Source organism: Shewanella sp. K8 (assembly GCF_028823715.1).
Classification (GTDB): Bacteria; Pseudomonadota; Gammaproteobacteria; order Enterobacterales; family Shewanellaceae; genus Shewanella; species Shewanella algae.
The window spans coordinates 135,938-154,772 of the sequence record NZ_JAPEHY010000008.1; the positions used below are offsets into that span (position 1 = coordinate 135,938).

Genomic DNA, 18,835 nt, shown 5'->3' on the forward strand with positions numbered 1-18,835 from the left:
CGATTGTTCTACCAAGCAAAAATGCTGACAACCAAAGGAAAACAGATATGGACAACACGCCTCCCCTGACTGCAACACCTGCAAAAACCACAGCCCAAACTGCGACAAACCGTTGGCAGGCTGCCACCTGGGCCACACTGGGCGCCGGAAGCTGTATTGGATTACTGGCGGGATTACAGGAGATGCTGACACAGAATCTGAGCTGGAGTCTGCTGCTGATGGCACCATTCGGTGCCACTATGGTGTTGCTCTACGCCCTGCCCCAAAGCCCGCTGGCGCAGCCGAAAAACATCTTCTTCGGCCACCTGCTCACCTGTGCTCTGGGACTCTTGTTATTGCACACCTTGGGAGTGTCGCCGCTGACACTGGGGTTGGGAACCGGCCTCGGGGTCGGCCTGATGATGTTGACCAATACCACTCATCCACCGGCCGGTGCCAACCCCTTGCTGGTGATGCTGGCCGGGGCCGACTGGCAGTTTTTGCTAACGCCTGTGGTTTCGGGGTTGCTGCTGATCCTCGCTTTCGGTTGGGCCTATCACAAGAGCCTGTATATCAAGGGGATCAGCAAGCATAGCTGGCCTAAAACCAACTGAGGGCAACACTTATCACCACGCCGGTGATAAGCAACTGCATCAGGCAAAAACCCATGATATCCCGGGCCTTGAGCCCGGCAATGGCCAGCACAGGCAGCGCCCAAAAAGGCTGGATCAGGTTGGTCCAGGCATCCCCCCAGGCCACCGCCATGGCGACCCTGGCGACATCGGCGCCAAGTGCCTCGGCGGCCGGCAACATGATAGGTGCCTGTACCGCCCACTGGCCGCCACCGGACGGCACGAAGATATTCACCACCCCGGCGCTGATAAAGCTCCAGAATGGCAGTGACTCGGCGCTGGCAATGGCAACAAAACCCGAAGAGATACTCTGTGCCAGCCCGGACTGCACCATCACCGCCATGATGCCGGCGTAGAAGGGAAACTGGATCACTATCCCGGCGCCGCCCTTTATCGCCTCATTGAGACTGACCAGCAGACTGCGCGGCGTCTGGTGCAGGGTTATCGCCAGAAACAGAAACAGGAAATTGACTATGTTGAGGTTGAGACTGCCCCCCTGAACAAAGAACCAATATCCCAGATACCCGAGACCACACAGGCCCACCAGGATCCCGAGTATCCGGCTATTCTCCAGATAGTCGGCCGGGCGTTTGTTCTCACTCTGAGTCGGCGCAGCATCCTCGAGCAGCGCAGGATCGACTATCACAGACTCTTTGTCATCCGGCAGCATAAAGCGATTGACCAACGGCATTATGATAAACAGCAAGGCAAGTAGCAGCAGATTAAAGCCGGCAAAAATGGTTTCCGAGGTAGGGATAATGCCTATCTGCGCCTCGGCAAAGTGTCCTGGTGTGGCCACAGTCAAGGGTACTGAGCCCGCCAAGCCGCCGTGCCAGACCACAAAGCCCGAATAGGCACTGGCCACCAGCAAACGGTAATCCACCTTGACCCGGCGCGCCAACGCCTTGGCAAACAGGGCACCGACCACCAAACCGAACCCCCAGTTGAGCCAACTGGCCGCCAAGGAGACCAAGGTCACCAGTATGATAGCCTGCGGCGCACTGCGGGCCAGAGACGCTATGGCGTCCAGCAGCTTCTTCACCGGTGGAGAGCTGGCCAGCATAAAACCGGCGACCAGCACCAGCAACATCTGCATCGAGAAACTGAGCAGATTCCAAAAACCACTGCCCCAATAACCCAGCACTTCTACCGGTGTCTTTTGCTGGCCGAGCATGGCGGCGGCAAACACCAACAGAGTAAGCAGGAGCACAAAGATATAGGGATCGGGCAGATACTTATCCACCAGCTTGACCAGTGGCCGGGAGGCGCGATTGAGCATAGGGGTTTCCTTGAGTCTTATTATGATTATTCTGCGGAGAGCTGATTTAGCTTTCACTTTTTTATCAATAGCCTACACAAGTCTGCCTGTGGGATAAAGCCCGACAAAAGTACACTATAACCCGAAGCTGTAAATGCCGCAGTCCAACTGTTAAGATAGCGCCACCTTCAGGACAGAGGATCCCCAAATGAGAATGTTGCTTGCCGTGGTGGTTATCGCCGCAGTTATTTTTTACTTTTTCACCACCATGAATGGCCAAAAACTGGCAAAAGAGAATATTGCCAAGGGCGAGGTATTTCTTGAGGCCAATAAGCATAAAGAGGGTGTGGTCACCACAGACTCAGGGCTGCAGTATCAGTTGCTGCACAAGGGGCAAGGCCAGGTTCATCCGGGTCCCAAGGATAAGGTGACAGTGCACTACCATGGCACCCTGATTGACGGCACTGTGTTTGACAGCTCGGTCGATCGCGGTGAGCCCATCGCCTTTCCACTCAATCAGGTGATCAAGGGCTGGACCGAAGGGGTTCAGTTGATGACAGAAGGCGACAAGATGCGCTTCTTTATTCCCAGCAGCCTGGGCTACGGCAATCGCTCTGCCGGCTCCATCCCGCCGGGTTCGGTACTGATTTTTGATGTGGAATTGCTCAAGATCAACTAACAATCCCCAACAACAAACCCGGCCAAAGCCGGGTTTGTTGTTTCAGTAACGGCTGTTAACCCTGCGCGAAGGGATCGTCAATCGACTTGGCCGGCTGGGTAAACCAGCGTGGCCCCTCTGCCGTCATATAGAAGTGGTCTTCATGGCGAACGCCGAACTCGCCGGGCACACAAAGCATGGGCTCATTGGAAAAACACATACCAACGGCCAGTGGGGTGTTGTCGCCATCAACCAGATAGGGCCACTCATGAATATCCAGACCTATGCCGTGGCCCGTTCTATGGGGCAGTCCCGGCAGTTGATATCCGGGCCCGAAACCGGCCGCTTCCAACACAGCTCTGGCCGCCTTGTCGACACCACTGCAGGGCGCGCCTAAAGCCGCCGCTTCAAAACCGGCCCGCTGCGCTGCCTTCTCCAGCGCCCACAATTGCCGCTGCCGCTCGCTTGGCGTACCAAATACGTAGGTGCGGGTAATATCCGAGTTGTAACCATGCAGCTGACAGCCTGTGTCTATCAGCACAGTGTCGCCTGGCTCCAGCGTCTTGGGCGACTTGACCCCATGGGGATAGGCGCTGTCTTCACCAAAGAGCACTATGCAGAAATAGGAGCCACTGGCCCCCACGGCTCTATGGGCCTTGTCGATAAAATCTTCCACCTCGGCGGTACTGATCCCCGGGCGTAATATTCTGGCGGCGGCCTTGTGCACTTCGAGCGTCATATCCATCGCCCGCTGAATCAGCCTCAGCTCGGCGACCGATTTATGCATTCGCAGTTGGGCGCTAATCTTGGCGCCGTTGACAAAGGCAAGCTCGGGGCAAGCCTCACGCAGACCATCAAACAAAAAGAAAGGGGCAGATTCATCTATAGCCAGAACGGCGCCCGCACGCAGACAGCCCATGCGCTCAAGCACATTGCGGCACAGCTCATAGGGACTCTGGTGCTCATGCCATGTGTTAACCCGTCCAGGCTGCAACATAAAGCCCTTGAGGGTGTCGAGCTCAAATGCCGGCGCCAGGTATTCCAGCTCACCACGACAGGGCAAAATCGCTCCTACCATACGCTCACTGGCATACCAACGCAGGCCGGAGAAATAATAGAGATTGGTGCCGGCATTGAGATAGAGGGCATCTATCCCCAACTCTTGCATCAGCGTCTGGGCATTTTGTTGCCTGGTTTTGAATTCGGCGGCTTCCACCGCTGTGACATCCCGGGTCATATCCACCAGCTTTGCCAACTCCTGCTCCGGGGTTGAGCCACCAACGCCTGTGCTCATAGAATTCTCCTGCTTGATTACTTTTAGTCGTTATTTGCTTGGGTATTAATGTGCTCGAGAGTTTTAGCATATTGTATGCAAATTTTAAAGCGGCAAACGAAATTGCCAATTTCCGGCGACCGCTGGTATGCTGCTTGCGCCAAACGCGGGAGTACAATATGCAGGATCTTGCCAACTATATTCTGGCCATAGAAGGACGGACAAGCAGCGCTGAACTGTTGGAGTCGGTGCAAATTCACACCACGGACGATGAAGGTTTATGGCAATATCACTTTGCCGATGGCGCCATTATAGAAAAACAGCAGGAGCTGGAACAGGAGCCAAGCCAGTCCAATATCGGCGAGCTTTGTGAAGATAACTGGACCCGTTATCGGGTGCTGAAAGGAAACGATATCAGCCCAAAACAAAAAGCCTTCAGCAACCTGTGCCAAAGGGCCTTCTGGTTGAAGATGCGTCAGGCCTGCCAGGAACCGGCTTGAAGGGGGATGTCTCCCCCTTGAATCAGACTATCAGGCCTGTTGCATCAGCATTACTTGCAGACCACGGCAGACCAAGGTCTCCATATCGTCGACCCGACTTATCTGACACTGACTGACAGTGGCAGGAACCGCCAAGTCTTTAACACCGCTGACACAGCCCTTGTAGTAGTCGGCATTGGCCAACATGTTACCGGCGAGCCAGAGTTTTTGCGGGTTGAGTAGATTGACCGCCCAGGCAATGCCCATTCCCAGATAGGCCCCGGCGCGGTAGAGTTCTACCGGGTTGCGCAAGCGTCGACGCCGCACCGACTCGCCACTGGCCAACTGTTCGAGGCTGAATTCCCCCGACTCCGTCATCACCCGGCAAGCCCCAAGCTCACCGGCCAGGCCATTGGCACCACTGAACACCCGGCCGTTGAGCGCCAGTGACATGCCGATCCCTGTGCCACACATCACCAAGAGTTGGCACTGGTGTTTTACGCTGGCAATGGCGTGCAGACCGGCGTGGATATCATTGCTGATAGCCACCAGTTCACCACGGCTGCTGAGTTTTTCCGGGTTGAGCCCCACCAGCGCCGGCAAGGCACGACAGGATATTAGTTGGTTGTCTCGCACCATGCCGGGGAAGGCCAGAGCCAGACGGTAGTTTGCAAGCCCATAATCAGATTCAAGTTCAGCCAATTGCCGATTGAGATCTGCTATGGTGAAATTCTCTCCGGTGGGGATTTTATATTGTTCTGTTGTTTCCCCTTGCCGCAGCTGAAACAGCGCGGTTTCAGTCCCCACTTCGATCGTTAATGTCGACATCAATAAACCCCTTTTTACCGTACCGCCAGAGGCGGTAGACGGCCTAAGATGTTAGCACAGTGCTGCCGGCACCGCACCTAATCATCAAGGTTCTGTTATTTGTAACGCTTTGCTTTTACTTAACTTCCACCATGCTATCAGGATAAGTTGGGTCGCAATGGCGGGAATACAGATCACCAGCAGCAATTGCCAGCCGAGCTGATAAATGACCCAGCCGGCCCCCAGAGACGCCAATGCTTGAGAGCCAAATACCAGAGAATCGTTGAAAGACTGCACAGTGAATCTCTCTTCGGGGCGATAACAGCCAGGCAGCAGCGAAGTGCCGGCAACAAACAGGAAGTTCCAACCCACACCCAACATCACCAGCGCACTCCAATAGTTGAGCAGGTCACGCCCCGCCAGCGCCAGAGCCAAGGTCAGGCAGTAAAGCGCCAGCCCGGCCAACATGATGCGGGTGTGACCCAAGCGGGCTATCAGGTAGCCACTTATCAGCGAGGGCAGATACATGGCAATCACATGACTCTGGATCACCCACTTGGTATCCTCCAGGCTGTGATGCTCTATGTGATGCATATGTACCGGGGTCGCCGTCATGATAAAACTCATCAAGGCGTAGCCTATAACTGCGGCGCCGCAGGCAACCCAGAGTCGGCTTTGACGCAAAATAATTGGCAATGGCCGAATATCCATACTCTCAACCTTGGAGGCTTTGAGCTCTGGGTCTTCATCTTGATAAAACAGCAGGCAGGCCAACGCCAGCACACCGACCAGAGTCACCATCAAAAATGCACCTGTGTAGGTTACCGGCAAAATATCCTTGGCCAGCAAGGCCAGTTCTGGCCCGAGGAAGGCGGCGAGTAAACCACCAAGCAACACCCGGCTGGCTGCCTTGGCAGACAGAGTCGGCGCCACTGACTCCATGGCGGCAAAACGGTATTGCTGAATAATGGCGCCGCCGCATCCGAGCAGCAGACCACTGCCACAAAATCCCCAGAACTGGGCATACCAAACACTAAGCGCCGCCATAGCGCCGGCCACACTGGTCAGCAGGGCGCCACCGATAAATACCCGTCGCCGACCCAAACGCTGCATCAAGATATTGATGGGCACAATCGCTACAGCGACTCCGACTACCATCATGGCGATAGGCAGTGTCGACAGCGAGGGAACCGGGCTCAGCTCTGCCCCTATGATGCCTCCGAGCAATACCATGATAGGTGTGGCACTCATGGCAAAGGCCTGCGCCAACATCAACACCCAAACATTTAGCGGCATAAAAGCATCCTTGAATAAAAGTCGAGACAGATAAAAACCTTGAACAGGTCAACAAACATACATAGAGTTAACCTAAGCCAATCAGTTTTAACATTTTCATTCAAGGAAGAACACTGTGGGAAAGCGAAACTGTATCAGAGTGCTACTGTTGACCTTGCTTCTGGGCATCGGAGCAGGCTGCAGCAACCAGCCATACTCTCCTTCTCAGGATCTCTATGACAACGTGGCCGACAATGTCGAGCAGCGCAATGAAAAGCTGGCGCGGGATCAACAACCAAGCGATGACAGAGTACGCAGTGAAGATGTCAGCAAGGGAGTGATGGCTACTCTGGTTAGCTCCTTTTTGGTCGGCATAGCGACTCTGTTTGGCAGCAATTAACTTGGCCCCCTTTACAGCAGTTAAAGTTTTTTCAACATGCCCACCCTTGCGAAGCGACTTCAGGGCTTGCCATAATCCGCTATCACTCATAAAGACAAGGTCGGCCAAGGGTACCCAAGCCGACCATCAGCGGAGCCCCTATGTTGCAATCACAATCGCCCAAGAGCCCCCATATCGCATCACGGCTTAATGCCGTGCGCAGCGAAATGGCCAAACACCAACTCGATGCCTTTATCCAGCCCCGTGCCGACGAGTATCTCGGCGAGTATGTGCCGGCGCACAACGAGCGTTTGCATTGGCTGACCGACTTTACCGGCTCGGCGGGGATGGCGATTGTGATGAAGGACAGCGCCGCCATTTTTACTGATGGTCGCTACACAGTGCAGGTGAGGCAACAGGTGGACTCGACCCTGTTCAGTTATGAGAGCCTGACAGATATGCCCCAGGCACAATGGTTGGCGGAAAAGCTGCCGGCCGGTTGCCGCATTGGCTACGATCCCAGGTTGCATACCCTGGCCTGGCAGCAAGATGCCGAAGCCACACTGAGCAAGGCGGGTATGACACTGGTGGCGCTTGACGACAACCCGGTGGATTTGCACTGGCAAGGCAGACCCGTGCCGGAAAACAAGCCCATTATCCTCTTCAATGCCGAGTCTGCCGGCAAGAGCAGCGAACAGAAGCGCAGTGAAATCGGCGCCCTGGTGAAAAAGGCCGGGGCCGATGTAGCGCTGATAGCGGCGCTGGACTCCTTCTGCTGGTTACTCAATATCCGCGGTCAGGACGTGCCCAGGTTGCCCGTGGTACTGGGCTGTGCCCTGCTGGAAGCCAATGGTGAGATGACACTGTTTACCGAGCTTGCCAAATTACCCCAGGGGATTGAAGCCCACGTAGGGGCCGGTGTCAGCTTCCGCGCCGAGTCGGAGCTCGCCGAAGCGTTGCAAGCGCTTGAAGGCAGAAAGCTTTTAGCCGATCCCAATAATGCCAACGCCTTCAGCCAATTACAGGCCAAAGCCGCTGGCGCCAAACTGATCGCCGGACTCGATCCTGTGGCACTACCCAAGGCCTGTAAAAACAGTGCCGAACTGCAGGGAATGCGCGCCAGCCATATCCGTGACGGCGTTGCCGTGAGCCGTTTCCTGGCTTGGCTGGATGCCGAAGTGGCTGCTGGCCGACTCTATGATGAAGGCACTCTGGCGGATAAGCTCGAGAGCTATCGCCTTGAGGATCCGCTCTACCGCGAGCCAAGCTTTGACACTATTTCCGCCACCGGCGGCAATGCGGCCATGTGCCACTATAACCATCTCAACGGCACTCCGGCCATGATGGAGATGAACAGCATCTATCTGGTGGACTCTGGCGCCCAGTATTTGGACGGCACCACGGACGTTACCCGCACCATAGCCATAGGTGAAGTCAGCGCCGAGCAGAAAAAGATGGTGACCTTGGTGCTCAAGGGGCATATCGCCCTGGATCAGGCCCGCTTCCCACGGGGCACTACGGGACAACAACTGGATGCCTTCACCCGTCAATACTTGTGGCAGCACGGTTTTGACTACGACCACGGCACGGGCCATGGTGTTGGCCACTTCCTCAGCGTTCATGAAGGCCCACAAAGAATAGGCAAGAACCTCAATGCCATCCCCTTGCTGCCCGGAATGGTGCTTTCCAACGAGCCCGGCTATTACCGTACAGATGCCTTCGGTATCCGTCTGGAAAACCTGGTGGAAGTACGCCCCTGTGAAGCGCTCAAAGGGGCCGAGCGGGAGATATTCGAGTTCGACGCTCTGACTCTGATCCCCATGGATAAACGCTTGATAAACAAGAGTCTGCTTACTGAAGCTGAGCTCAATTGGTTCAATGACTATCACAGCCGCGTTTATCAGACCCTGTCACCGCTGATGAGTGGCGAATCACTGGCCTGGCTCGAACAGGCCACCTCGCCGCTGTAACGCCCAAGGGCGCCGTCAATGGCCGGCGCCCTTTGTCAAACTCTCTGAGCTATTCGCGAGAAGATCCGCCCCTTGAATTGGGATATAATAGCCGCCATATAGCCGTTATTATTTTGCCATGAGAATCTCAATCCCATGATAAGTACCACCTTTGATCAGTATCTGGAGTTTCCAACCTCCTTCCCATTTAAAGTGGTTGGCGATGCCAGCGATACCCTGGCCGACCGCGTAGTCGAAGTCGTCCAGAAGCACGCCCCCGGCGATTACAGCCCCACCACCAAGGCCTCCAGCAAAGGCACCTATATCTCGGTGACCATAAATGTGAGAGTGACCAGCAAGGAACATATCGAAACCTTGTACACTGAACTTGCCGCTATTGAAGGCGTTCGCCGGGTACTCTGATACCTGGCACTCGGCAGAGAAAGTGTGATCTGGATTACATTTTACCTGCCGAAGCGTATAATACCTGCCGGTATCAAAGAGTGAGCACAGCTTGATACTGATTGGTATCATCTCAAACAGAGGGGGAGACGTTGCCCTTGCCAGACAATACATTGCATATCCGCCACTTGGGTAACATGGATTATGAGACTGTATGGCATGCCATGCAGCACTATACCGACACCCGTGACGAACACAGCCCAGATGAACTCTGGCTGGTGGAGCATCCACCGGTTTTCACCCAAGGCCAGGCCGGTAAGAGTGAGCATCTACTCAACACCGGCGATATCCCGGTGATCCAGGTGGATCGCGGTGGCCAGGTAACTTACCATGGCCCGGGGCAGTTGGTCGCCTACCCTCTTATCAACATCAAACGGCGCAAGCTTGGGGTAAGACAGCTAGTTACCGACATAGAACAAAGCCTGGTGGAGCTGCTCAAGCGCTTCGATATTCCAGCCTACGCCAAGGCCGATGCGCCAGGTGTCTATGTCGAGGAGCGTAAAATAGCCTCTTTGGGGCTGAGGATCCGTAAGGGATGTTCATTCCACGGCTTGGCGCTGAATGTCGACATGGATCTCGCCCCTTTTCGTCGTATCAACCCCTGTGGTTATGCCGGACTCGAAATGGCCCAGTGCAAAGCACTCGGAGGCCCCCAGAGTGTCGAGGAGGCAGGCCAACACCTGATTGAAACTTTTAGCCAACGTTTGGGCTATGAGCAAACAGTGCATCACCAAGGATTAGCAGAGTCATATGAATAGGCCAGAAAGATTACAGCCCGGTGTGAAATTGCGGGACGCCGAAAAGGTCGCCCGAATCCCGGTCAAAGTTGTGCCATCAGAGCGCGACACCATGCTGCGCAAGCCCGATTGGTTGCGGGTTAAGCTGCCATCTTCCAATCAGCGGATCCTGGATATCAAACAGGCACTGCGTAAAAATGGTTTGCACTCAGTGTGTGAAGAAGCCTCCTGCCCGAACCTGGCCGAGTGCTTCAACCATGGTACTGCCACCTTTATGATCCTCGGCGCCATTTGTACCCGGCGTTGTCCCTTCTGTGACGTAGCCCATGGCCGTCCACTCAAGCCTGACGCCGAAGAGCCACTCAAGCTGGCACAGACCATCAAGGATATGAAGCTCAAGTATGTGGTGATCACCTCTGTGGATCGTGACGATCTGCGTGACGGCGGTGCCCAGCACTTCGCCGACTGTATCCGTGAGATCCGCAAACTCAACCCTGAGATCAAAATAGAGATATTGGTGCCTGACTTCCGCGGCCGTATCGATCAGGCGCTGGATATTCTGGCGACCGAGCCACCGGATGTATTCAACCACAATCTGGAAACGGCTCCGGCTCACTATCGTAAGGCCCGTCCCGGTGCCAACTATCAGTGGTCATTGGATCTGCTCAAACGCTTTAAAGAACGCCATCCGGATATCCCGACTAAATCAGGGATCATGCTCGGACTGGGTGAAAGCAATGAAGAGATTGAACAGGTGCTCAGAGATCTGCGCGCTCACAATGTCAACATGCTGACTCTGGGCCAGTATCTGCAGCCATCCAAGTTCCACTTGCCGGTGGAGCGTTACGTGACTCCCAAGGAGTTTGACGACTTCCACAACCTGGCAACCGAACTCGGCTTTACCCACGCCGCCTGTGGCCCGCTGGTTCGCTCAAGCTACCATGCAGACCTTCAGGCCCAGGGGAAAGAGGTCAAATAGACCAAGCCCAAGCACCTAAAGAAACAGCGCCCACAGGCGCTGTTTTTCTATTAATAGGTACAATGATGGGCCTAAAGATTAGCGGCAAAAGCTCTGACATAGCAGCCTCTGTCCATATTAGCCGAGATGAGCGAAAAAGAACCAAGAGAGACTAAGAGGAGTGAAGAGGCAACTCCATCAGCAGAGCATCTTCCCGGCCCTCTTTGGCCTGATAGTAATCGGCCCTGGAGCCGGTCTCAATAAAGCCCAGGCGCCGATACAAGGCGATAGCGGCGGCATTACCCACCCTGACTTCCAGCAATAATCTCTCCACACCAGTCTCTTTAAGCAGCTCGATTGCCGCCTGTAATAATTGCCGCCCCAACCCCTGACCTTGTGCGGCAGGAGCGATACAGATATTCATCAGGGTCGCTTCCTCGAACAAGACCTGCAGCAAGCAAAAGCCTTGAAGCTCCGGTCCTAGATATAACCCCAGAGCCCGGTAAAAACGGCCAAAGCAACTGCCCAGAGTGGCCTCACTCCAGGGAAACTCATGGGCCAGTTGTTCAATTTTCATCATCTCGTCGAGGTCATCGGCCTCCAAGGCTCTGATTGCAATAACCTCTGTCACTTCGCCTCCAACCTGTGCCAAATCTGTTGCCATAGGGCGCGCTTGCCCTCGCTGCCTGACATCAATTGCGCCGGCTGCGATGAATTCAGCCAGGCCCCTTCAACAGGCTCAGGGAACATATTCCATATCACCTCTTGCCCAGCCACAGGCCGATTACCGACGCTGCACTGCCCGGCCTCCAGTCCCAATAACGTCAACACCTTGAGCACCAGAGGATGTTGCAATACGCTCTCGTCAGCATCAGGCACCAACAGCATGAAAGGCACCTGGGAGGGAGAGTCTTGTCTACTGCGCCACAGCTCTATTCCCATGGCGTGCAGATATTTATTCATGGTGATTGCGCTCCGCTTTAACGCAGTTTGAAAATGTCGCCCAAAACCCATAGCCGAGGGACGAACAAGAAGGGCAAAAAATGACTGAAGGAAACCCGCAACAGAGCTTCCAAGTTAAGCGCTTTAGAATACCAGCTTGCTCAGCAACTGTCTGTGACCTGAGAGCAAATCCCCCGGCAACCCACTTAAACAAAATCGATTGCAGATATCTACTTTATCCACTTTAACTAATTAGCTTCCGGAGTAGTATAGAAAACAGATCATTTACGGAGGTTATATTATGAATATCAATATCGGGATCAACCAAGCCGATCGCCTGGAAATAGCCAACGGTTTGAATCGCTTACTTGCTGACACCTACAGCCTTTATCTTAAGACTCACAGCTTCCACTGGAACGTGACAGGCCCCATGTTCACCAGCCTACACCAACTGTTTGAAGAGCAGTACACCGAATTGGCTGCCGCAGTGGATGTCATAGCAGAGCGGGTCAGAGCCCTGGGTGAAAGAGCCTTGGGATCCTACAGCGCCTACGCCGCTCAGACCGAAATAAAAGAAGACTCAGGCATCACAGATGCCAAACAGATGCTTGAGGAACTGCTGGAAGGCCAGGAGATCATTATTCGCAACGCCCGGGCACTCTACCCTCTGGTGAACCAGGCCAATGATGAAGCAACGGCAGATCTGCTGACCCAGCGTATTCAGCTTCATGAAAAGACCGCCTGGATGCTTCGCAGCTTGTTAGTGCAGTAATTACTGCACTAACACCCAAGCCGACGGCAAAGGCCAATGAGCGACATAACGCCTTCCGTGCCAGTCTTCGAGAGTTAGCCATAACTTATCGGCCGCGCCGAATGCGGCCGGAGCTATGGCGTGTACATGTTGGCCGTGGCGACTTCCGTGCAAGATGCCACTCTCACCTTGCTGCAACACCTCCAGCGCCAGTGGCTCAGGACCAATATTCAGGTATCCCTGGCGAATATCACTCACTTCTCCTGCAATAAACCTCAGGGCAAAGTCCTTCACATATTCACCATGGTGCAGATAGGCCGGCGCCTTATCAGCCGGAGTGGCCTCTACCTCAAACGGCCCGGCACTTACTGATGACCAGCTCACTGGTAATTCTGGCGTCAAGGAGCGATAGAGAAACCAGATGGGCAGCAATAACAACACTCCGTTGAGCTTGAATTTATTGCGCTGCCAAAAAGAAAACCGTTTCTTCATCAATAACTCTCCTGTTGCTCTGCCACTAGTGGCACCTCTTGCTGACGCCTGCTCGCCTTGAATATGCGACTGCTCCAGATCATAAATCCGGTGATAGACATACCACTGAGCAATAAGCCAAACAGGAACCATATTATCTTGGTCCAAACGCCAGCCAAAGTGCCGTAATGCAAGGGATCGGCAATATGCATCATAGTTTGCAATGTGGTCATGGTTTGTGGTGACTTGCTACTGACGATTACGCCGCTCCAGGGATCCAGTTCCAATCCGTAGGCATACTGGTCATAAAACAGGAAATCGCCACTGCCCTGCAAACGATAGAGGTCCCGGTTGTGCTCCGGCAAACTGATATAACTGGGATGAAAGTCGGGAAACTGCTCTTTGGCCTGTAACAGAGCCTGTTTAAGACTCAAAGAGGGCTGAGGTCTGGCTTCGCCCATTGGCACATCGGCGATATCAACCAGAGGCGTGTGGGGCTCGATATCGACATCGGCATGCCACATTATTCCTTGTGCCAGATACCAAAGACCGGTAAGACTCATCAGGACAATAAACCAGATAGACCAGACACCCAGCAGGCGATGCAAATCTGTCACCAGGGTTCTCTTACCTTGGTTGAATCTTAATTTGGGGCTGAAGAAACTACGCCAGAAACGCTTGTATATAACCATCCCGGATATCACAGACCCCAACATCAACAGTGATAAACCACTGACCAGGTAATACCCGACACTAAAACCGTTTTGCCAGGGAAACAGCAACCAACCATGCAATGAGCGCATAAATCCTATGAAGGTAATACCACTGTTCACCTCCTGGATCTCTCCGCTGTACTGGTTCACATAAGCGATAGCAAAGGGCTTGTCGACATCGGAGAACACCACGGCATTCACCAGATAAGGCTCAAACAGCATCACATTGCTGACATCGGCATCAGGGTAAGCACGCTGCACATTCTCCACCAACTCGGCAACGCTCTTTTCCGGTAAAGCATCCGGATTCAATGCCCTGGCCGCGGGATTCGTCAGCCAGGTAATCTCATGGCTCAAAACAGCCACTGTCCCGGTCAAACATACGAAGCAGAACAGCAACCAGATAGGCAATGAACACCATCCGTGAAACAGGAACCACATGCGATTACTTATCTTCGGCATAGTTTCTCATGGCTAAAAAATAAAGCTGAATTGTAAATACAATAGAAATCATTATCAATATCGCAATAATAACTACAGAAAAACCAAGTTCAGCTAACACAAGCCATCATATTGAGAGGGGAAATATGCACAGAGTCGTCACTGCCAGCCTGTTGGCGGGCATCAGTCTGGTACCGCAGGCATACGCAAAGGACCAGGAAACCACAACAGACTCAAGCGATATTGAAGTAATACAGATCAAGGGCAGTCGCCTGGACAAGGCTGCCACGGCAACTGGACTGCCACTGACACTCAGGGAAACGCCGCAATCTGTGTCCATCATAGATCAGGAATTTATTCAGAGTTTCTCTTTGAATAATATTGCCGAGATCATGACCCTTAGCCCAGGGATCTATGCCCAGCAGGCTGAAACCAATCGTTACTTTTTCAATGCCAGAGGCAATCCTATCACCAACTTTCAGTTTGATGGGGTGCCGGTAAACTACAGCAGCTTCTTCAACGATGCGGTTACAGATACCATCATCTTTGACCGAGTGGAGATAGTCCGTGGTGCCACAGGGCTCCTGACTGGTGCAGGTGAACCCTCGGCCGCCATAAACCTGATCCGCAAACGCCCCAAGGCCTATCCATCAGGTTATCTGAGTGCCAAGCTAGGCTCCTGGAATAGTTACCGAGTCGAGGGTGACGGCTCATTTGATCTGGACCAGGATGGTAAGTATCAGGCGCGGGTTGCTGCAGCCTACGAGGATAAAGAAAGCTACGTTAATCTCTCGGAAGAGCAAAACCTACAACTCTATGCTGTGTTCAGCGCCGCTCTCAGTGACCAAACCAAACTGTTGATCGGAGCCGATCATAGTAAACGCGATCCCAAAGGCTCAACTTGGGGTGGGTTACCACTGTTTTATGCCGATGGGAGCCTGGCGGATGATCTGTCCACCTCCAGTACTACTGCCGCATCCTGGTCCCGTTGGGAACGGGAAGGCACCAATGTTTTCGCTTCAGTTGAGCACAGCTTCGATAGCGACTGGGATCTGAGAATCGACTTGGAGCACAGAGAAGATGAAATGGATGGCCATCTGCTGTACTTGTCCGGTTATCCCGATAAAACAACCGGCCTGGGAATGGGGGCTCTTCCCATGATTTACCAATCCTGGCGCGATCAAGATGCAGCCAGGCTGTTTGTTTCGGGTCCCTTCGAACTCTTTGGCCGTAGCCACAGGTTAACTGCCGGCCTGCTCTACTCCAAGCAGGAAGTGGACGCCGATTCATATTACAGCAGCGACACTCTGCAAGTGGGTAATTTCTTTGAGTGGGATGGCAGCATCAAAGAACCCACCTACACACAAACTCCCCAGCGCAGCGAATCGACCGAAACCCAGCAGGGTGCCTATCTGGCTAGCCAATTATCTCTGCATGACGATGTCACTCTTATCTTGGGTGCCAGATTGAGTAAATATGAAATGGAGGTAAACCAGGACAACAAGGATTATAAACATGATGATGTTTTCACGCCTTACGCCGGACTGGTATACAAGCTCAACGATACCCTGTCGCTTTACGCCAGCTATACCGAAATCTTTCAACCCCAGAATGCCAAAGACGTTAATAACCAGTACCTGGATCCCGTCACAGGCGACAACATAGAGTTGGGGGCCAAGGGGGACTTCTTCAACGAAGCGCTGACGGCAAGCCTGGCGGTATTCAAGGTGCAAAAAGATAATGTCGCCGAAGCCGATCCCGGGCAACCACCGCTACCGGATGGCAGCTTCCCTCAACGAGCGGTGAAAGGCGCCAACAATAAAGGTTTCGAATTGGAGCTTAGCGGCCACCCCAGCGACGACTTGGACGTGTTCTTCAGCTATACCTATAGCGAATCAGAAAAGGCCGATGGCAGCCCCTTCGGGACTCATTTGCCCAAGCATCTGCTGCGTATTTCCAGCCTGTATCACTTCGACGGGGCGCTGAGCGATCTGACTCTGGGAGGCAACATCAGCTGGCAAAGTAAAACCTACAAAGACCAGGTAGGCCCTAACAAAGCTTCTTCCAGGCAGGATAGCTATTTCCTGGCTAATCTGATGGCCAGCTATCAAATACAGGACAATCTAGTTGCCAGGTTAAATGTCCGGAACCTGTTCGACAAGAAGTATTATTCCAGCATCGACTTTTACAACCAGGGTTTCTTTGGTGAACCGAGAAGCCTGGAGCTGAGTATCAACTACACCTGGTAATCCCTGCTTGCTCATGGTTCAGTAAGCAAAGTGGTAGCTCAAACAGCAGCCTGTAGGGCTGCTGTTTTTATATCGAGAACAGAGAAACTTTGAATGCCGTCATAAAGGAAAACGGCCCGCATATTGCTATTCGGGCCGTCTGGAATGTGGCAGGGGTGGCAGGACTCGAACCCGCAACCGTCGGTTTTGGAGACCGCTGTTCTACCAATTGGAACTACACCCCTGTGGAACGAGGGGCATTATGCAAAAAGCCTTCCTAAAGGTAAAGGACTTTTTGGCACAAACACCTCTGATTGCAGCTTTTTCAGGCAAAGCCAAGCCGTGGTGGGCATCCAGGGTTTTCTCTAGACAAAACCAAGCAGCCGTAAACAGCGAACCAGCCCAGAACATAAGCCAAAGGCTCAGGAATATTCGGGCTCAGGTAACAACTGCCGCCAATCAAAAGTCCGTTGCTTATCATGCCCTTTTTGCTGCAGCTTAACATCTTGTCTGAAATCTGGAGCGTGAAAGGTTTTCGGATCAGCCTCAGCTATTACATGAAACCTGTCATTCCAGTCGATGCAATATACATGCTTACCATCCTTGGCAAAGTAGTGATTGAAAACTACCAAACTTGCACCATCCAATTGTTTGTTTTGCAAAAGATTACGATAAATCACCCTGCCATTATTCAGGGCAAGACACTCAGCGGAGATAAAGCGGCAATTGCTTTGGTAAACCGATTGAGACTTGGCGTTTTTCAACTCGCGGTCATGACGATAAAGCTGTCCTGCAATACTGAAATAATGGTGTCCGAGGTATTCAAAGTTCTCCAGCATCACACGACTCAATTTCTTGCCCCGATAATAGAGCGACAGGCCATCACTCAATAGGTATTCAGAGTAAAGCTGTACAACATCTGGCTGAACACCTTTCAATATCTTGCCACGACAGATGACTTTGCTCCCATCAGTGAAATACTCACCACCAATACAAGTAAACGTCGCGGCATTGACCTTACTGAGCTTTAACGCACAAAAATGGTACCTGTCTTCAAGGTCTCGCCAGTAGAGTTGGCAGTCATACAGATAATAGCCCTGCTGTAAATATTGGAACTTGCCCGGCGCCAGTTCAGTCAAGCATTGATACTTGTCCTTATCCTGCAGTCGTCCTGCATGGTTTCCTTGCAGACTTTCTCCCGCCAAGGCAAAAGGCGGTAGCGTGAAATAAACCGCCTGCTCAGTAACGGCAAAACCATCACCCAAAAACTGCCAGCAGGGTTCCGTTTCGTCGGTACTGCTTTTGCTGTTTAACAGCCAGGAGTATGTCTGTTCACTTCCCGGATAGAGACTGAAGAAAAGTTGAAGATCTTTTATCTCCGCACTATTCGAGTCGGCCTTCCCCAGATTGTAGCCCCTGTATTTGTCGATGGCATCGAAGCCTAATCCCGTGCGTTCGTTGAAGTTAAAGCTCAGAAAACTATCAGGGTCAGCGCCTTCAATGGCCTTGCCACGAAAATACACCTGACTCGCATCTCGGGCATAATCGCACTCCAGGCCGATGAAACTGGCAGCGCAGCTATTGTTTATTCTGGTCGAATTTATGTAGGCATGTTTACTATCGACAGCATAGTATCCCTTTCCCGGAGGTATCCTGAGTTCCCCCTCAATACGCCTACGAGCGCCAAACATCCCGGAGTAAAGATAGCGCTCATCAAATGCATACCATTCATTCAATATTCTCAAGTGACCGTGGACCAGAGGAAAGACACCCCAGCGACCGCTGCGCTCAGGACGTATATAGAGATGAGTCTTATCGCCGTAGAAGTGGCCGCCAAGATGGGCAAAAGCCTTAGTATCTATGCCATAGATAGTGGCTCCTTCCTTATCTTTAATCGGCAACAGGCAACCCTTATCATCCGCTAAGAAAAAGATGTTCTCTTCCCCCCGGTATAGATTAGCCTCAGTGCCATCGACTCTCAGCAAGCGTTCAACCGTGAGTTTCTTTTGGGAATTGGTCTGCTTCATGCCTGACTCCTTTTTCTGGCAATCCCAAGATCATAAACAACCCCAAAAGAAGCACAAGCTGTGATCGATTCATTTCCTGGGAGTCCGGTAACTGTCATCCAAGCGGCATCAAATAGTAATTGAGGGGATAATGGAAATGTGAACGATGATAGGTTAGCAAGATAGGTGAGTCATCACCATACAGCGCCAGACATCTAGAGCTGGATTAATGCAAAATTCACAGGTTCCAAACGCAAAAAAGCCACCTTGTTCAGGTGGCTTCTTTACTTAAGCCTCGAGTACCTTTATTGAGGATACCGGTTGGGTGAAGTCTTTGTGCTCCAGAGACTGGATAAATCTGCCCAGACAAGCGGGTCAATCTATTCTCAATATCTCCACAGCACCATCTCACATGGGGGCGAAAGACATCTGCTCAT

Annotated in this window: 19 protein-coding genes and 1 tRNA gene; 10 read left to right on the forward strand and 10 right to left on the reverse strand. The window is 52.8% G+C overall.

What is annotated here, in order from left to right:
- The first annotated feature begins 47 nt into the window (after nt 1-47).
- A complete protein-coding gene (locus ON072_RS06710; protein WP_198556983.1) occupies nt 48-593 on the forward strand; it encodes an HPP family protein in 546 nt (181 codons plus the stop codon).
- On the opposite strand, the gene ON072_RS06715 is transcribed toward ON072_RS06710, so the two are convergent.
- On the reverse strand, nt 580-1,890 hold the full coding sequence (locus ON072_RS06715; protein ID WP_028781171.1) for a short-chain fatty acid transporter: 1,311 nt from the start codon (nt 1,888-1,890) through the stop codon (nt 580-582). The genes ON072_RS06710 and ON072_RS06715 overlap by 14 nt on opposite strands.
- A gap of 187 nt (nt 1,891-2,077) precedes the next feature.
- On the opposite strand from ON072_RS06715, the gene ON072_RS06720 reads away from it, so the two are divergent.
- The gene (locus ON072_RS06720) at nt 2,078-2,548 is read left to right on the forward strand and encodes an FKBP-type peptidyl-prolyl cis-trans isomerase (RefSeq protein WP_044733888.1); all 471 of its coding nucleotides are present in this window, start codon (nt 2,078-2,080) and stop codon (nt 2,546-2,548) included.
- A 55-nt stretch (nt 2,549-2,603) separates the two neighbouring features.
- Here ON072_RS06720 and ON072_RS06725 read toward each other — a convergent pair whose 3' ends face one another.
- On the reverse strand, nt 2,604-3,821 hold the full coding sequence (locus ON072_RS06725) for a M24 family metallopeptidase (RefSeq protein ID WP_274625998.1): 1,218 nt from the start codon (nt 3,819-3,821) through the stop codon (nt 2,604-2,606).
- A 158-nt stretch (nt 3,822-3,979) separates the two neighbouring features.
- Between ON072_RS06725 and ON072_RS06730 the strand changes: the two genes are divergently transcribed.
- Nucleotides 3,980-4,300, forward strand: a complete 321-nt coding sequence (locus ON072_RS06730; RefSeq protein ID WP_107353230.1) for a hypothetical protein — start codon at nt 3,980-3,982, stop codon at nt 4,298-4,300.
- Between the two features lie 30 nt (nt 4,301-4,330).
- Here ON072_RS06730 and ON072_RS06735 read toward each other — a convergent pair whose 3' ends face one another.
- Together ON072_RS06735 and ON072_RS06740 are read right to left on the reverse strand one after the other, a co-directional pair.
- Nucleotides 4,331-5,107, reverse strand: a complete 777-nt coding sequence (locus ON072_RS06735; RefSeq protein WP_274625999.1) for an ROK family protein — start codon at nt 5,105-5,107, stop codon at nt 4,331-4,333.
- 84 nt (nt 5,108-5,191) lie between these two features.
- Nucleotides 5,192-6,382 carry an MFS transporter gene (locus ON072_RS06740; RefSeq protein WP_208223369.1) on the reverse strand — a complete coding sequence of 397 codons (1,191 nt, stop codon included), beginning with the start codon at nt 6,380-6,382 and terminating at the stop codon, nt 5,192-5,194.
- 115 nt (nt 6,383-6,497) lie between these two features.
- On the opposite strand from ON072_RS06740, the gene ON072_RS06745 reads away from it, so the two are divergent.
- The 5 genes from ON072_RS06745 to lipA all read left to right on the forward strand — a co-directional run bounded on the left by ON072_RS06745 (nt 6,498) and on the right by lipA (nt 10,867).
- Entirely contained in the window at nt 6,498-6,761 is a 264-nt protein-coding gene (locus ON072_RS06745) for a hypothetical protein (RefSeq protein ID WP_025009864.1), read from the forward strand.
- Between the two features lie 140 nt (nt 6,762-6,901).
- Entirely contained in the window at nt 6,902-8,710 is a 1,809-nt protein-coding gene (locus ON072_RS06750) for an aminopeptidase P family protein (RefSeq protein ID WP_274626000.1), read from the forward strand.
- A gap of 135 nt (nt 8,711-8,845) precedes the next feature.
- The gene (gene ybeD, locus ON072_RS06755) at nt 8,846-9,112 is read left to right on the forward strand and encodes a DUF493 family protein YbeD (RefSeq protein ID WP_028781166.1); all 267 of its coding nucleotides are present in this window, start codon (nt 8,846-8,848) and stop codon (nt 9,110-9,112) included.
- A gap of 137 nt (nt 9,113-9,249) precedes the next feature.
- Entirely contained in the window at nt 9,250-9,909 is a 660-nt protein-coding gene (gene lipB / locus ON072_RS06760; protein WP_025009862.1) for a lipoyl(octanoyl) transferase LipB, read from the forward strand.
- Nucleotides 9,902-10,867 (forward strand): lipoyl synthase, encoded by a 966-nt coding sequence (gene lipA / locus ON072_RS06765; RefSeq protein ID WP_025009861.1) that lies wholly within the window; start codon nt 9,902-9,904, stop codon nt 10,865-10,867. Before lipB ends, lipA begins: the two co-directional genes overlap by 8 nt.
- Nucleotides 10,868-11,018: 151 nt before the next feature.
- Here the strand turns inward: lipA and rimI are convergent, their stop codons facing one another.
- Complete coding sequence (gene rimI / locus ON072_RS06770; protein ID WP_274626001.1) at nt 11,019-11,477, reverse strand: ribosomal protein S18-alanine N-acetyltransferase; 459 nt, start codon at nt 11,475-11,477, stop codon at nt 11,019-11,021.
- Nucleotides 11,474-11,809, reverse strand: a complete 336-nt coding sequence (locus ON072_RS06775) for a DNA polymerase III subunit psi (RefSeq protein WP_025889892.1) — start codon at nt 11,807-11,809, stop codon at nt 11,474-11,476. Before ON072_RS06775 ends, rimI begins: the two co-directional genes overlap by 4 nt.
- A gap of 280 nt (nt 11,810-12,089) precedes the next feature.
- Here ON072_RS06775 and dpsA point away from each other — a divergent pair, with 280 nt between their 5' ends.
- On the forward strand, nt 12,090-12,560 hold the full coding sequence (gene dpsA / locus ON072_RS06780; RefSeq protein WP_025009858.1) for a DNA starvation/stationary phase protection protein DpsA: 471 nt from the start codon (nt 12,090-12,092) through the stop codon (nt 12,558-12,560).
- Here dpsA and ON072_RS06785 read toward each other — a convergent pair whose 3' ends face one another.
- Together ON072_RS06785 and ON072_RS06790 are read right to left on the reverse strand one after the other, a co-directional pair.
- On the reverse strand, nt 12,561-13,031 hold the full coding sequence (locus ON072_RS06785) for a hypothetical protein (RefSeq protein WP_107005590.1): 471 nt from the start codon (nt 13,029-13,031) through the stop codon (nt 12,561-12,563).
- Nucleotides 13,031-14,185 (reverse strand): PepSY-associated TM helix domain-containing protein, encoded by a 1,155-nt coding sequence (locus tag ON072_RS06790; protein ID WP_025889895.1) that lies wholly within the window; start codon nt 14,183-14,185, stop codon nt 13,031-13,033. The genes ON072_RS06785 and ON072_RS06790 overlap by 1 nt, the downstream gene beginning before the upstream one ends.
- A 125-nt stretch (nt 14,186-14,310) precedes the next feature.
- Between ON072_RS06790 and ON072_RS06795 the strand changes: the two genes are divergently transcribed.
- Nucleotides 14,311-16,413: a TonB-dependent siderophore receptor gene (locus ON072_RS06795; protein ID WP_261752810.1), complete on the forward strand. Its 2,103-nt coding sequence runs from the start codon at nt 14,311-14,313 to the stop codon at nt 16,411-16,413.
- A gap of 147 nt (nt 16,414-16,560) precedes the next feature.
- On the opposite strand, the gene ON072_RS06800 is transcribed toward ON072_RS06795, so the two are convergent.
- Together ON072_RS06800 and ON072_RS06805 are read right to left on the reverse strand one after the other, a co-directional pair.
- Nucleotides 16,561-16,637 (reverse strand) — tRNA-Trp (locus ON072_RS06800).
- A gap of 177 nt (nt 16,638-16,814) precedes the next feature.
- Nucleotides 16,815-18,419: a DKNYY domain-containing protein gene (locus ON072_RS06805; RefSeq protein WP_144224219.1), complete on the reverse strand. Its 1,605-nt coding sequence runs from the start codon at nt 18,417-18,419 to the stop codon at nt 16,815-16,817.
- Nucleotides 18,420-18,835 lie beyond the last annotated feature (416 nt).